Origin of the sequence: Pseudomonas sp. MPB03 (assembly GCF_046605385.1) — a bacterium.
Classification (GTDB): domain Bacteria; phylum Pseudomonadota; class Gammaproteobacteria; order Pseudomonadales; family Pseudomonadaceae; genus Aquipseudomonas; species Aquipseudomonas zanjanensis.
Genome location: NZ_CP176770.1, coordinates 5,599,623 through 5,613,843, shown reverse-complemented (window position 1 = coordinate 5,613,843; position 14,221 = coordinate 5,599,623). Strand labels below are relative to the sequence as shown.

At 61.3% G+C, this 14,221-nt stretch carries 14 protein-coding genes; 4 read left to right on the top strand and 10 right to left on the bottom strand.

The window, feature by feature from the left end; all coding sequences use genetic code 11:
- Window positions 1-23 precede the first annotated feature (23 nt).
- Both ACLH0I_RS24345 and ACLH0I_RS24340 read right to left on the bottom strand, forming a co-directional pair.
- Window positions 24-1,196, bottom strand: a complete 1,173-nt coding sequence (locus tag ACLH0I_RS24345) for an NAD(P)/FAD-dependent oxidoreductase (RefSeq protein ID WP_250965562.1) — start codon at window positions 1,194-1,196, stop codon at window positions 24-26.
- Entirely contained in the window at window positions 1,193-2,398 is a 1,206-nt protein-coding gene (locus ACLH0I_RS24340) for a benzoate/H(+) symporter BenE family transporter (RefSeq protein ID WP_411385594.1), read from the bottom strand. Before ACLH0I_RS24340 ends, ACLH0I_RS24345 begins: the two co-directional genes overlap by 4 nt.
- A gap of 341 nt (window positions 2,399-2,739) precedes the next feature.
- On the opposite strand from ACLH0I_RS24340, the gene ACLH0I_RS24335 reads away from it, so the two are divergent.
- Window positions 2,740-4,131, top strand: coding sequence for a PLP-dependent aminotransferase family protein (locus tag ACLH0I_RS24335; RefSeq protein ID WP_186705075.1), 1,392 nt, complete (start codon window positions 2,740-2,742; stop codon window positions 4,129-4,131).
- A 66-nt stretch (window positions 4,132-4,197) separates the two neighbouring features.
- Here the strand turns inward: ACLH0I_RS24335 and ACLH0I_RS24330 are convergent, their stop codons facing one another.
- A complete protein-coding gene (locus ACLH0I_RS24330) occupies window positions 4,198-4,458 on the bottom strand; it encodes a YebG family protein (RefSeq protein WP_003205410.1) in 261 nt (86 codons plus the stop codon).
- 336 nt (window positions 4,459-4,794) lie between these two features.
- Between ACLH0I_RS24330 and ACLH0I_RS24325 the strand changes: the two genes are divergently transcribed.
- On the top strand, window positions 4,795-5,295 hold the full coding sequence (locus ACLH0I_RS24325; RefSeq protein WP_053125067.1) for a phosphate-starvation-inducible protein PsiE: 501 nt from the start codon (window positions 4,795-4,797) through the stop codon (window positions 5,293-5,295).
- On the opposite strand, the gene ACLH0I_RS24320 is transcribed toward ACLH0I_RS24325, so the two are convergent.
- Window positions 5,292-5,609 (bottom strand): DUF3509 domain-containing protein, encoded by a 318-nt coding sequence (locus ACLH0I_RS24320; RefSeq protein ID WP_250965565.1) that lies wholly within the window; start codon window positions 5,607-5,609, stop codon window positions 5,292-5,294. The two genes, ACLH0I_RS24325 and ACLH0I_RS24320, sit on opposite strands and share 4 nt — an antisense overlap.
- A gap of 496 nt (window positions 5,610-6,105) precedes the next feature.
- Here ACLH0I_RS24320 and ACLH0I_RS24315 point away from each other — a divergent pair, with 496 nt between their 5' ends.
- Entirely contained in the window at window positions 6,106-6,516 is a 411-nt protein-coding gene (locus ACLH0I_RS24315; protein WP_411385593.1) for an HPF/RaiA family ribosome-associated protein, read from the top strand.
- Between the two features lie 319 nt (window positions 6,517-6,835).
- Here ACLH0I_RS24315 and ACLH0I_RS24310 read toward each other — a convergent pair whose 3' ends face one another.
- Window positions 6,836-7,711 carry a helix-turn-helix domain-containing protein gene (locus ACLH0I_RS24310; protein WP_250965567.1) on the bottom strand — a complete coding sequence of 292 codons (876 nt, stop codon included), beginning with the start codon at window positions 7,709-7,711 and terminating at the stop codon, window positions 6,836-6,838.
- A 136-nt stretch (window positions 7,712-7,847) separates the two neighbouring features.
- On the opposite strand from ACLH0I_RS24310, the gene ACLH0I_RS24305 reads away from it, so the two are divergent.
- A complete protein-coding gene (locus ACLH0I_RS24305; protein WP_186705081.1) occupies window positions 7,848-8,750 on the top strand; it encodes a DMT family transporter in 903 nt (300 codons plus the stop codon).
- 154 nt (window positions 8,751-8,904) lie between these two features.
- Here the strand turns inward: ACLH0I_RS24305 and ACLH0I_RS24300 are convergent, their stop codons facing one another.
- The 5 genes from ACLH0I_RS24300 to norR form a co-directional block, all read right to left on the bottom strand.
- On the bottom strand, window positions 8,905-9,876 hold the full coding sequence (locus ACLH0I_RS24300) for a 2-hydroxyacid dehydrogenase (RefSeq protein WP_411385592.1): 972 nt from the start codon (window positions 9,874-9,876) through the stop codon (window positions 8,905-8,907).
- Between the two features lie 203 nt (window positions 9,877-10,079).
- Window positions 10,080-10,829 carry a YkgJ family cysteine cluster protein gene (locus ACLH0I_RS24295; protein ID WP_411385591.1) on the bottom strand — a complete coding sequence of 250 codons (750 nt, stop codon included), beginning with the start codon at window positions 10,827-10,829 and terminating at the stop codon, window positions 10,080-10,082.
- Window positions 10,830-10,908: 79 nt separating this feature from the next.
- Window positions 10,909-11,238, bottom strand: coding sequence for a hypothetical protein (locus tag ACLH0I_RS24290; protein ID WP_411385590.1), 330 nt, complete (start codon window positions 11,236-11,238; stop codon window positions 10,909-10,911).
- 117 nt (window positions 11,239-11,355) lie between these two features.
- Window positions 11,356-12,258, bottom strand: a complete 903-nt coding sequence (locus ACLH0I_RS24285) for a chemotaxis protein CheV (protein ID WP_030139917.1) — start codon at window positions 12,256-12,258, stop codon at window positions 11,356-11,358.
- 346 nt (window positions 12,259-12,604) lie between these two features.
- Window positions 12,605-14,161 (bottom strand): nitric oxide reductase transcriptional regulator NorR, encoded by a 1,557-nt coding sequence (gene norR / locus ACLH0I_RS24280; RefSeq protein WP_411385589.1) that lies wholly within the window; start codon window positions 14,159-14,161, stop codon window positions 12,605-12,607.
- Window positions 14,162-14,221: the final 60 nt, after the last annotated feature.

The following is a 14,221-nucleotide window of genomic DNA, read 5'->3' as shown; positions in this document are numbered from 1 at the left end:
ACGTTCCTTGTTAAGTGGATGGGTTAGTGCAAATCGGCAACCTGCTTGACGGCCAGGCTGGAAAATTCCTCGTCGCGACAACGGGCTGGGGAAAAGTGCTGGTAGTTGAGTTGCAGCGCCGCCAGGTCGACCGGTAGGGCGATGCCCAGCGCCGCATGACTGCATAGGCGGGCAATGGCGGGCGCGGCCTGGATGCCGTAGCCACCGAGGGCGGCGAGCCAGATAAAACTTTCTTGCTGTGGGTCTTGGCCGAGCACCGGCGAGCGGTCGGCGACGAAGGTGCGCAGGCCCGCCCATTTGTTGATGATCGAGCGGGGGCGCAGGCGCGTGGTGTTTTGCAGGCGATCCATGGTGATGGCCAGGTCGAGCTCTTCCGGTAACGCGTCGCAGGGCAACGATGGGCTTTCATCGCAGGGCGAGACGATCAGTCGCCCGGCTTCAGGCTTGATGAAAATGTCCTCGTCCACCGTGCCCAGGTAGGGCGTGTGGTGCACGTCGCACTGTGGATCGACCGCTAGCACGGTGCGCCGCAACGGCCGGACACCGACCTTGGGCACGCCGCAGCGCTCGGCGAACTCATCGGCCCAGGCACCGGCGGCGTTGACCACAATGGCGCTTTGCAGCTGCTGGCCGTCCCGGGTGTGCAAGCGCCAATGCCCGTCGCGATATTCGCCACGCAGCACTTCGGTCTCGCGCTTGACCACGCCACCGCGGGCACGCAACCCGCTGAGGTAGGCACCGTGAATGCCGTGCACATCCAGGTCGAAGGCGCTGGGCTCGTAGATCCCGGCGCTCCAGGTGCCTTCGGCGAGGTAGGGGACCAGTTCCTGTACTTGCTTGTCGTCGAGCAACTCGGCCGTAGGCACTTGGCCCAATACGGCGCTGAAACGCGCTTTGAGTTTGTCCACCCGTGCCGCCTGGGCCACGATCAACGCGCCCCGTGGCGCCCAGAGTGGATGCTCGGCCAGACCCTCGGGCGGGTTCTCGAAGAAGCGCCGGGACGCGCAGGTCAGCGAACGGATCTGCTGGTTGCCGTAGCTTTCCATCGAGATCGCGGCCGAACGCCCCGTGGTGTGGTAGGCCAGTTGTTGTTCCTGTTCGAGCAGGCAGACGCTGCCATGGGCCGCCAGTTCATAAGCGACGGAGACGCCGGCGATGCCGCCACCGACCACAATGAAGTCGTAACGAGCAGTCATGGTCGGCTGCCCTCGGCGATAGCGGTGGCTTTGCTTTCCCGGGTGTAGGTCAGCACGAAATGCGCCACGAGACCGAAGATCAGCCCCCAGAACGCGGCGGCCAAGCCGAGGAAACTCATGCCCGAAGCGGTGACCAGAAAGGTGATCAGCGCGGCTTCCCGCTGTTTCTCGTCGGCCATGGCGCCGGTCAGCCCGGCACTGATCGCGCCAAACAGGGCGAGGCCGGCGAGGGAGGCGATCAACTCTTTCGGCAGTGCGGAAAACACCGAGGCCAGGGTCGCCCCGAAAGTGCCCATCAGGATGTAGAACACCCCGCAGGCAATCCCGGCGATGTAGCGTTTGTCGCGATCCTCGTGGGCTTCGCGACCGGTGCAGATCGCGGCGGTAATGGCCGCCAGGTTAAGACCGTGGGACCCGAACGGGGCCATCAGGGCCGAGCCAATCGCGGTGACCGAAATGATTGAGCGCGCCGGTGTGTTGTAGCCCGAGGTGCGCAATACGGCCATGCCGGGCACGTACTGGCCGGTCAAGGTCACCAGCGCCAATGGAAGGCCGATGTTGATGATTGCGTGCCAGCTCCATTCCGGTGCGATGAAGACCGGATGAGCCACGGCGATGGTGATCGAGTTGCTGTTGAGTTCACCGAACGAGGCGGCCACCGCGCAGCCGATGATCAGCACCGACAGGATGGCGTAGCGTGGCGAGAATCGCTTGAAGACCAGGTACGCCGCGATCATCGCCAGCACCATCGCCGGCTGCAGCTTGATCGACGTGAACAGCTCGGCGCCGAAGCGAAACAGGATGCCGGCGAGCATGGCGGCGGCAATGGCCTTGGGCAGGCGGCTCATCAATTTGTCGAACGCCCCGGACAAACCCACCACGGCGATGATCACCGACGCCACCACATAGGCTCCGATGGCCTGGGGCAGGGTCACGGTGGGCAGCATTGACACCAGCAGCGCCGCCCCCGGTGTGGACCATGCGGTGATGACCGGGACACGCAGGCGCCAGCTCAAGAGGAGGCCGGTAATCCCGCTGCCGATGGAAATGGCCCAGATCCACGAAGACACCACGTCGTTGGGCAGGTGCGCTTCCTTGGCTGCCTGGAACACGATGATGAGCGGGCCGGCGTAGGAAATGATCACGGCGATGAAGCCCGCGATGACCGCTGACAGGGATAGATCCTTTCTGAATGTGTCCATGATGTCTCGACTTGGCGCGGCAGGAGCGCGCAGTGGGGGATTGAGTCGATTGCTTCGATTCGCAATCAGTGTATTTGAATGGATTGAGTTGATTCAATAGGGGGCGTGATTGTTACGAGATATTTTTCTGCTATCACGGGGCGATTTTGCAATTTATTGCAGATAGTTGATTGATTTATATGAATATTATTTGTTGTAAAATTTCTTTAAGCCATGCTTATAAACAATTCAATAATCGTATCAATCGACTCAATGGATCGAATGCGTCGAATTATTAGTTGCCTAACCTCCATGTGATATGCTCGGATATTCATCATTTCTACGATGGGCAGTGATCATTCATGTGGGTTCCCCAGCTAAGCGAGTTCAGCCAGCCGATGTATCTGTCGATTGCCGATGCGTTGGCGCGCGATATCAACAACGGCGTACTGAACGAGGGTGATCGCCTGCCGACGTTGCGGGAGCTGGCCACCACCTTGAATGTCACGCCGGGCACCATCAGCCGGGCGTACAGCGAAGCTCATCGACGTCGGCTGGTGCAGGGGGAAGTGGGACGTGGCACTTATGTGCTCAACCAGAAGCAGCTGGAGCTGCCGGCCAGTAACAGCGCGTCCGCGCCGCTGAACCTGGGGCAGTCCGAACTGCTCGACCTTTCGATCATCAAGCCCTATAGCGAGACGCTGGAGTACTGGTTGCGCGGCGCGCTGGTGGGCATGGCCAAAAGCACTGATTTCGCGCGCGCGCTCGACTACGCGCCGGACGGCGGCCACCCGGCCCATCGCGAGGCGGGGGCGCAGTGGTTGCGTCATTCATTGCCCGACGCGCAATGGCAGCAAGTGGTGATTACCGCCGGGGCCCAGCATGGCTTGATGGTCGCGATGAGCGCCCTGACCAACGCTGGCGACCTGGTGCTCTGCGAGGCGCTGTGCTACCCGGGGATCATTTCCCTGGCCCACGGTCTTGAGCGTCGCCTGCGTGGCGTGCCGATGGATGACGAAGGCATCATTCCCGAGGCCTTGCGCGAGCTGTGCCTGCGGGAGAAGCCGGCGATGCTGGTCTGCGTGGCGACCTGCCAGAACCCGACGGCGGCGATCATGTCGCAGAAGCGTCGGGCCCAGATTGCCGCGCTGGCTGAGGAATTCGACTTCATCATCCTGGACGATGACATCTACGGCTTCCTGGCCACCGATCCGTCGATCAAACCCCTGTCGGCCTTTGCGCCGGATCGCTCGGTTTACCTGACCAGCCTGTCGAAATCGGTCATGCCGGCGCTGCGCATTGGTTACATCTACAGTCCGCCGAAATTGCTGTCGCGCCTGACCTCGATGGTGCGCAGCAGTGTGTGGATGCCGTCGCCGTTGACGGCGCAACTGGCCAGCAATGTGATTACCGAAGGCCTGGACAAGAAATTGATCCGCATCCAGCGCAACGAGGCGGCGGGGCGACAAGCGATCGCTCGGGAAATCTTCGCCAATTTCGAGCTCAAGACCCAGCCGTATTCCTATCACGTCTGGTTGACGCTGCCCGAGCCTTGGACGAGCGACGAGTTCACCATGCTCGCCCGGGCCAACGGCGTATTGGTGCTCAGTGGTACCCAGTTCCAGGCGGAGCGTTCAGGCACCACCCGGTGCGTGCGGTTGGTGCTGATGTCGCCCACCAGCCAGGACGAACTGCGCTTCGCACTAACCAAGTTGGCCAGCCTGATCGATTCAGATCCGCGTCGTTATTATTAAAAAAGATCGCAGCCCTCGGCAGCGCCTACGCGGTGTAGGCGCTGCCGAGGGCTGCGATCTTTTTGGTTATTCGTCCGACGGGTTGAGCAGTTCGGACAAGGCGTCCGGCTGGCTCTTGAATGCCTTGGCGAACACATCGCGATTTTTCGCCATGTAGATCCCGGCTTCCTCGACCTGTTGCTCGCTTAGCGATGGAACGGCTTTTTGCAACACTTCGGCCAGCAATTCGGCGAGTTCCAGCATTTTGTCATGACGGTCAGCTTCGGCTTTATCCATGAACAAGCGCTCCAGATCTCGGCTGCTGCGGTATACCACTTCGACGGCCATTCACCACCTCACATGCCTTCACATTGGTTTGTCTTTGCGACTACTGTATTTATATACAGGCAAAAGAATAAGCGAATCCTCTTGCTTTGGATAGTGGCTTTTTAATGTAGACCTAATTCAGCATGTGAGCGCAAAGCTGATGTGGACAAAGCTTGAGTGGGAGCAAGCCTTGTGGGCGCAAAGCTTGCTCGCGATCAGGTCGCATGAAGCTTCCAAAGTGCCCCGTGCCAGCCTATCGCCATCTCACCCTCACTCGCTGGCCTTTTTTCTGCATGCAGAACAACCGTCACGTCCAACCCGCATCATCCGGTCGAACCGACCTAAGGAAACTACATCGTGAAAATCAACTGGGCCGAGAACCTGCGCCAGAACGTCCATCAACTGGCCGAGTCCCTGGGAAACCTCTTCGTCGAGACCTTCCACTACCTGGCGCTATTCGCCATCGGTGCGGTGACCGCGTGGGCGGCGGTGATGGAGTTCTTGCAGATGCTCGAGGCGGGGCACATCAAGATCGATGACATCCTGCTGCTGTTCATCTACCTGGAATTGGGGGCGATGGTCGGGATCTACTTCAAGACCAACCACATGCCGGTGCGATTCCTGATCTACGTGGCGATTACCGCGCTGACGCGGTTGCTGATTTCCAACGTTTCCCACCACAGCCCGCCCGACCTGGGAATCATCTACTTGTGCGGTGGCATCTTGCTGCTGGCGTTTTCGATCCTGGTGGTGCGCTACGCTTCGTCGCAGTTCCCCTCGGTGAAGATCGAGCACCCGCACCGCAAGGTTGGCGCGGGTTCCAGCGAGCATGCCGAAGTGGAGAAAGGCGAAATCTAGATCCCGGCGGCCGAGGGCGCCGGCCCCTGTGCATGCGGCGGTGGCAGCTTGATGTGGTCACCGCCGGTCATGGCTTCGAGGATGGCCACGGCGCTGTGGCCCTGCTCGATGGCGATGCCGAACTGAATGCTTTGCACCAGGCGTTTGAGCCGCTCCGGGTCGTTGCGCTGCTGGGCGCTGATCATGCGTTTGGCGACGATGCGCCCGCTCTTGGACAGGGTCAGCATGATGCTGCCATCCAGTCCCTGGATACTCAGGTTGATTTGATAATGCGGCGCAAAAGCGTCGGTAATGATTTGAAAAGGGTTGTCCATGATGCGTCACCGCCTGATTGAACGTGCAGTTGTTGACCGGCCGTGATCGGGATTAGTTCGCAACACCGGACCATCGGCCATTCCATGATCGTGTTCATCTGAAGGTTCCTGGGCCAGGCAGGCTTCAACATCAAGGATCGCAGCCTGCGGCAGCTCCTACAGGGCGTTAGCAAGGGGCATGCCGGAAAAAACGTCGGACAATGATCCCGGTGCCCAAACGCCAAACGCTCTGGAATGCGGCTGCCCGTTTCGGGGCAATAACGTGCGGATGTTCGTTGACGGTGCAGGCGCGGAGGTGAATTGCAGCGGGTAGGCAGGGCGGGGCAACTCCCGACATTAACAGCGCTTTTGCCCGTTGTCCGGCTTTATTTGCATATGAATATTTATCTTTTTTTAGGGCTTGAATTGTTCTTCCGCCAGCCCGACTCTGTATTCAAGGGGCCGTTGCGCTAATGTCGACGGCCCCCGGCGAGCTAGCTGAAATAAGGGATGAACTATGCAAATCCAAGTCAACAGCGATAACCATATTCAAAGCAGCATCCGACTGGAGGAGTGGGTACGTACTACCATCGAAAGCACGCTCGAACGTTACGAAGAAGACCTGACACGGGTCGAGGTCCATTTGCGCGATGAGAACGGCGACAAGCCCGGCCCTCATGACCTGCGTTGCCAGCTTGAAGCACGGCCAAAGGGCCATCAGCCGATTTCCGTGACCCATAAGGCCGATTCGCTGGAACTGGCGATCGAAGGTGCAGCCACCAAACTTGAAAGTGCACTGGAGCATTTGTTCGGCAAACTGCGCGGCAAGCGCGCCGCCACCAAAGGCCCGGCCGACTCGATTGCCCTGGCTGATGCCATGCTGGAAGAAGAATTCCTGGAGAACGAGCGGGCCGCACTCAACGGCTAAGCACGATCACTTAAAAATACTCACCGAACAAACGGGCCTGCAATCGCAGGCCCGTTTCGTTTTCAGCGATCCGATGGGGTTGGCAAGCTTGCTCCACAAAAGGGGGGGCACGGTGAATGAGTATTTGTGAGCGCCCTGAAATCCCTGTGGGAGCGGGCTTGCTCGCGAAAGCGGTGGGTCAGCTTACAGGGTTATCGAATGTCCTTACGCCATCGCGAGCAAGCTCGCTCCCACAAAGGGATTTGCGGTGAATGAAGATTTTGTGAGCGCCCTGGATCCCCTGTGGGAGCGAGCTTGCTCGCGATGACGACAGTCGGGGCTAGCGCAAAAACGCCAGCCGATACTCTCCGGGCGTCGCGCCCAAGGCCTGGCGAAAGCGGTGGGTGAAATGACTGGCGCTGGCAAACCCGCAGGCCAGCGCCACGTCGCCCAGCGGTTGGGAAGTGTTGCGCAACAAATGCCGCGCGCGGGCCAGGCGCCGGGCCAGTACATATTGATGGGGTGGCAGCCCGAAACTTTCGCGGAACATCCGCGCAAAGTGATATTCGGACAACGCACACAGCGCCGCCAATTGCCCGAGGCTGATGGCCTCGGCCAGATGGCTGTCGACGTAATCCACCAGCAACCGTCGCTGGTGAGCAGCCAGGCCGCCCTTGAGGCGAAGCCCCTGGCGCTGGCCGACCTGGCTGAGCAGCAAGTGGTTGAGCAGGTCATGGGCCAGGCTGGTGGTCAGCAGGCGTTCGCCGGGTTCGTCCCAGTTCAGTGCGATCAACTGGCGAAAGCGCTGGGCCTGTTGCGGGTCGTCGAGGAACGTTTCCTCGTGCAGTTGCACTTGCCGGGGCTCGCGGTCCAACAGGGTGATGCAGCCAAGGGCAAATTGTTCCGCGCTGAAGTACAGGTGGGCGAGGCGGATGTCGCCATTGATGACCCAGGCGGACTCATGCCCGGCCGGCAAGATGCAAAGTTTGTCCGGTGCGCCTGTGGTATCGGGCCGTTCACGACGGAACGTGCCGGTGCCCCCCGCGATGTAGCACGACAGCGTATGGTGCGTCGGCGCCTCGTAGTCCCGGGCGTCGTGGTGATTGGTCCACAAAGCGGCCGCCATGCCGTCTCCGAGCTCGGCACTGTGCTCCAGGCGAGCGTTGGGCGAGCTGTTGAGGGCTTGGAAGACTTGTAGGGTCTGCAGTGTGGACATGATCGGTTCTCCAACGTTTGCATCCTACTCCGTAGACCGTTCCCTGCCAGCCCATCGCTCATAAAAACCGCAAGTTTACGCAAGCGACGGCCAAGCATCGGCGTGACACTGGGGGCCATTGCCAGGAGTCACCGTCATGAACCTCTCGTTGTACCTGCTCACCGTGCTCATTTGGGGCACCACCTGGATCGCCCTGAAACTGCAGTTGGGTGTCGTCGCCATCCCGGTGTCGATCGTTTATCGCTTTGGCCTCGCGGCATTGATCCTGTTTGCCATGCTCTTGCTCAGCCGGCGCTTGCAGGTGATGAACCGGCGGGGCCACTTGATTTGCGTTGCCCAGGGCCTGTGCCTGTTCTGCATCAATTTCATGTGCTTCCTGACCGCCAGCCAATGGATCCCCAGTGGTTTGGTCGCCGTGGTGTTTTCCACCGCCACGCTCTGGAACGCCCTCAATGCCCGGGTTTTCTTCGGTCAACGGATTGCCCGTAACGTATTGCTGGGCGGCGCCTTGGGGCTGTTCGGGCTGGCGTTGTTGTTCTGGCCGGAGCTGGCCGGTCACAGCGCGAGCCCGCAAACGGTGCTCGGCTTGGCGTTGGCGCTGCTGGGGACGTTGTGTTTTTCAGCGGGCAACATGCTCTCGAGCCTGCAACAGAAGGCCGGCCTCAAGCCGTTGACGACCAACGCCTGGGGCATGGCTTACGGGGCGGCGATGTTGTCGGTGTGGTGTCTGTTCCAAGGCATCCCGTTCGATATGGAATGGAATGCACGTTATGTCGGCTCGCTGCTGTATCTGGTGATCCCGGGTTCGGTCATCGGCTTTACCGCCTACTTGACGCTAGTGGGGCGCATGGGGCCGGAGCGGGCGGCGTATTGCACCGTGCTGTTCCCGGTGGTGGCGTTGAACGTCTCGGCGTTTGTCGAGGGCTACCAGTGGACGGCGCCGGCATTGGTGGGGTTGGTGCTGGTGATGCTGGGGAACGTGTTGGTGTTTCGCAAGCCCCGGCCAGTAGCCGTGAAAGTCGCGCTGGGTGCCCGATGAGAGACGTCTGGCGATAGCTCCTGTAGCGAGGGAGCTTGCTCCCGCTGGGTTGCGAAGCGACCCCAAGGTGTATCTGCCACCACGGTGCATCAGATAAACCGCAAGGGGCTGCTGCGCAGCCCAGCGGGAGCAAGCTCCCTCGCCACAGTGTGTTTTATTTCCAGACTTGTGGGTTGACCAGGTTCTTCGGTCGCTCGCCCAGCAAGGCACTGCGCAAGTTATCCACAGCAAGGTTGGCCATGGCCTCACGGGTCTCGTGGGTGGCGGAGCCGATATGGGGCAGGGTCACGGCGTTTTTCAGCTGGAACAGCGGCGATTCGGCCAGAGGTTCTTTCTCGTAGACATCCAGCCCGGCACCGCGGATGCGACCGTTCTGCAAGGCTTCGACCAGCGCTGGCTCATCCACCACCGGGCCACGGGAAATGTTGACCAGGATGGCGCTTGGCTTCATCAGCCCCAGTTCACGCTGGCCGATCAAATGGCGGGTCTTCTCGCTCAATGGCACCACGAGGCAGACGAAATCGGCTTCGGCCAGCAACTGGTCCAGTTCGCGAAATTGTGCGCCCAATTGGTTTTCCAGCTCGGTCTTGCGGCTGTTGCCGCTGTACAGGATCGGCATGTTGAACCCCAACCGGCCACGCCGGGCAATAGCCGCGCCGATGTTGCCCATGCCGACGATGCCCAAGGTCTTGCCATGTACGTCGCTGCCGAACAGTTGCGGACCGACGGTCGCTTGCCATTGCCCGGCCTTGGTCCAGGCGTCCAGTTCGGCCACGCGCCGGGCGCTGCTCATCAGCAGGGCGAAGGCCAGGTCGGCGGTGCTTTCGGTGAGCACGTCGGGGGTATTGGTGAGCATGATCCCGCGCTCGTTGAAGTAGGCCAGGTCGTAGTTGTCGTAGCCCACCGACACGCTGGAGACCACCTGCAGGTTCGTGGCGCTCTGCAGTTGCTCGCGGCCGAGCTTGCGACCGACACCAATCAGCCCATGGACGTGGGGCAAGGCTTCGTTGAACTGCGCGTTGATGTCGCCGTTCGACGGGTTGGGGACGATCACCTCGAAGTCCTGGCGCAGGCGCTCGATCATGGGAGGTGTGATACGGCTGAAGGCAAGTACGGTTTTTTTCATCGTGCAAGGCTCATCTGCAGGGAATACCAAGCACGCTAACATTCCTGGCGCGGGTTAGGCGAGAGGGGGTGGTGTAATCGCAGCACCACAAGTCCCCTTGTGGGAGCGAGCTTGCTCGCGATAGCGGTGTATCAGGCGCCGATAGGCTGGCAGATAAATCGCTATCGCGAGCAAGCTCGCTCCCACAGGGTATCTCTACAAATTCAGGCGGCCCGCAGGGAAATGAAGGCGTAGTTGACCGGTGCCTCGGTGACCACGCTTGCGCCACTGGCCGTCACTTGGCTGGCAACATCCTCGCCGGACAGGTGGAATTGCCATTCACCCGCTTCGGGGTCCAACGGCTGCGAGCGGGCCTGATCAATCGCGGTGGCAAACGCGGCCATGTTCGGCAGGTAGGCTGTGAATCCATCGCCCTTCAACGCTGTCGTGTGGATGCCCAGGGACACGCAGATGCGCGCCTTGATCGCGATCTCTTCACGATCGGCCTGGCGTGAACGGTCGATCAACCGAGCCAGCTCCTGGTCCACCAACTCACCGCCGACGATCAACTGCGGCCCCGTTTCCCACGATTCTGGCGGGCAATCCTTGGCGGCGGTATTGAGCGGGATGTGCGGGTTGATTTCCATGGGGTAGATGCGGCAAACCAAAGGCCTGCGCTCATAGATGCGGCACAGGTTGTCGGCGTCCAGATTATGGCAAGGGCCTGGGTTATAAGCGGCGAAGGTAATTGCCACGAGCGCCTCGCTCGTGCCGCTGCGGACCACTGCCGAACGGCGTTCGGCATGTTCGCGTTGCGCCACCGGAAGGCCGAGGCCATTGGGCAGGAAGGCCTCGACCAGGACAATCACCTGGCCGCCGTCATTCGCCCACATCCTGGCTTCGTCGAGCGTCAGGGGAACGTGATGACCGGTGCAGCATTTACCGCACCCTACGCAGGAAAACGTTGTGTTCATTAATCGACCGAAGGCAATAGGCTGAAAGCGGCGACAGAAAAACGCCGCGATAAGCCGTGCGAAGCAAGTTATGCGCCATTCATTGGGGGGCTTCGGCCGGGCGGATCGAGTCCCACTCGGTGACGAAGGCGGTCTTGGTTTTTTTGCGATAGAGGCACAGTTCGGTGCCCGTCGCGCCGTTCATGTGCTTCTGTGGGTATTGGCCTTGCAGCAACAGCGCCGTATAGCCTACCCGATCGTCGAATTGCGCAGCGGTGCCGACAGGTTCGGGATCTTTCAGGCCGCTGGTCTTGAGGCAACTGGCGAGCACTTTTTTGTCGTAGGCGGCCCACGCGTCGGGGCTGGCAGCCTGAGCCTGAAAGGCGATGGCGGCAGTGAGGCCGAGGAGCATCAGTGCAGGGGTTTTCATCGACAATGTCCTTGTTCGGGGAACCAGGACAGGAGTATGCCTGAGGTCGGGGCAGGGGTCAGAGGCCGCGACGATCGCAGCCTCCTTGAACCTGGCCCGCATTGACGCGGGTGGGTCTCAGCGACCTTGTTCGGCGACGGCCTTGGCCGCGGTGATCAGGCACTTGGTCAATTCGGGCGACGAAAATTTGGTAAGCACCCCGTTTGCGCCGGCCAATCGCGCTTTCTCACTGTTCATGGCGCTGTCCAGCGACGTGTGCAGCAGCACATAGAGGTGGGCGAAATCCGGCGTCTCGCGCAGGGTCCGGGTGAGGGCGTAGCCGTCCATTTCCGACATTTCAATATCGGAGACGATCAGGTTGATCTCCTGCGCCGTGCCCTGCAGCTCCAGCAGGCAGTCGATGGCTTCCTTGGCGCTGCGGGCGGTATGGCATTGCAGGCCCAGGTTGCGCAGGGTGTGCACCGATTGCTGCAAGGCGACTTGGCTGTCATCGACCACCAGGATCCGGGCGTTGCCCAGGACTTCGGCGTCTTCCATGCTCAATTCGGTCGGCGCGGTTTCGATCTGCGCCGGTGCGATGCCATGGATGACCTTTTCGATATCCAATACTTGCACCAGCGTGCCGTCCACCGAGGTCACGCCAGTGATGAACGCGCGCACGCCGCCGGAGCCGTAGGGCGGCGGTTTGATGTCGGTGGTCAGGCAATGCACGATCTTGCTGACCGCCTGCACATGCAGGCCCTGCTTGGAACGGCTGACGTCGGTGACGATCAGGCAGCCGCCGTCCGGGTCTTCCAGCGGCCGCTCGCCAATGGCGCGGCTCAGGTCGATAACCGACAACGAGGTCCCGCGCAGGGTGGCAATGCCTTTGACGTGGGGATGGGACTCCGGCAGCTTGGTCAACGGTGGGCAGGGAATGATTTCACTGACCTTGAGCAGGTTGATCGCCATCAGCTTGCCGCTGCGCAAGGTAAACAGCAGAAGCGAAAGTGAATCTGCGCGGGCTTTGTTGGAAGACATAAAAACCTTCTGTGGAAAAAGGTGGGGCGAGCATGAAGGTCGCCAGAACAGCTTGTAATATTGGGTTATCGACTTGTCGGGGGCAGGCTTTAGGATGAAAGCCTGTCGATCGCATGGATCGCTGCCATAAGGTCCTGGTGCGGGACCGCTTTTGTGGCGAGGGAGCTTGCTCCCGCTCGGCTCTGTAGGAGCTGGCGAAGCCTGCGATCTTTTGATCTTGATCTTGATCTTGATCTTGATCTTGATCTTTCGCTTGCGACTCAATTGCCAGTGGAAAGATCGCAGCCTCGTTGCACTCGACAGCTCCTACACAGCTCTTACGGCGCAGCCCAGCGGGAGCAAGCGACTATTTCAGGCCAAGCCGTTTGGCCATCCGCCCCAGGTTCGCGCGGTCCAGCCCCAGCTCCCGGGCGGCGCTGGCCCAGTTGTGCTGGTGACGCTCCAGGCAGGCGGCGATCAGATTGCGTTGGAACGCGTCCACCGCTTCGCGCAAGTCCCCCGTCACGCCTGGTGCGACCGGCGCCGGGTTGGGGGATGACGGTTCGGCGTTATCCCCAGGGGCCTGGGGCAAATCCAGGTCCTGGGCGCTGAGGCTGAGGATTCTCGGGCGCGCCGGGTGGCGGCCCAAGGCCTTCAGGGCGCTACGGCCGATCAGGTGTTCCAGCTCGCGCACGTTGCCCGGCCAGTCGTAGGCCAGCAATGCGGCCTGGGCGTCGCTGGTCAGGCGCAGGCTGCCCAGGCCCATGCGCGAACGATTCTGTTCGAGGAAGAAGCCGCTGAGCAGCAGCACGTCCCGCCCGCGTTCACGCAGTGCCGGCACCTGCAGGGGGTATACGCTCAAGCGATGATAGAAATCGGCCCGATAACGGCCGTTGCGCACTTCTTCGGCGAGGTCGCGATTGGTGGCGGCGATCAGGCGAACATCGACTCGGTGCTCCTTGTCCGAACCCAGGCGCTGCAGTTGGCCGCTTTGCAACACCCGCAGCAACTTGGCCTGGACAGTCAGGGACAACTCACCCACCTCGTCGAGGAACAAGGTGCCGCCGTCGGCCAGTTCAAACTTGCCGCGGCGGTCGTTCGTGGCCCCGGTGAAGGCGCCCCGGACATGGCCGAAGAGTTCGCTTTCCACCAGCGTATCCGGCAGGGCGGCGCAGTTGAGGCTGACCAGCGGCTGGCCGGCGCGTTTCGACGCGGCGTGGATGGCCTGGGCGACCAGTTCCTTGCCCACGCCGGTTTCGCCGGTGATCAATACTGTCAGGTCGCTGCCGCCCACCAGCGTGATCTCTTCCACCAGGCGCTTGTGGGCCTTGCTCTGGCCGACCATGTCGCGGTGTTGCTGGCCGCTGGCCTGGCGATAGACCTCGGCGCGGCGATGTTCGTCCTCGGCTTTCAAGGCCAGGCGCTCGATGCGCTCGGCGGCGCTGACCGTGGCGGCGGCGAGGCTGGCGAAGGCTTGCAGGGCACTGAGGTCGATGGGTTCGAAGCGCTCCGGGTCCAGCGAATCCAGGGTCAGCAGGCCCCAGGGGCGCTCATCGATGAACAGTGGGCAACCCATACAGTCGTGGACTTCCAGATGCTTGGCCAGCCCCTCGACCAGCCCGTCGTAGGGATCGGGCAGGCCACTGTCGGCGGCGAAGCGGGTGGGGTGCGGGTTGGCCAGCAGCGCTTCGAAGCGTGGATGTTCGCTGACCCGGAATCGCCGGCCCAGTGTATCGGTGCTCAAGCCATCCACGGCGAGCGGTACCAGGCAGTCTCCATCCAGGCGCAACAACGCTGCCGCATCGCAGGGCAGCAGGGCGCGCAGGGTGCCGAGCAGGCGCCGGTAACGTTCACCTTCAGGCAGTTCGCGGGACAGGTCGGCTACCAGCGGCAGTAGAGAGGTCAGCAGGGCGGTTGCGGTCATAATGACTCCATGTAGTCGAAACGACTATAAGGTGGGTCGTGTCGATATGACTACACTCTT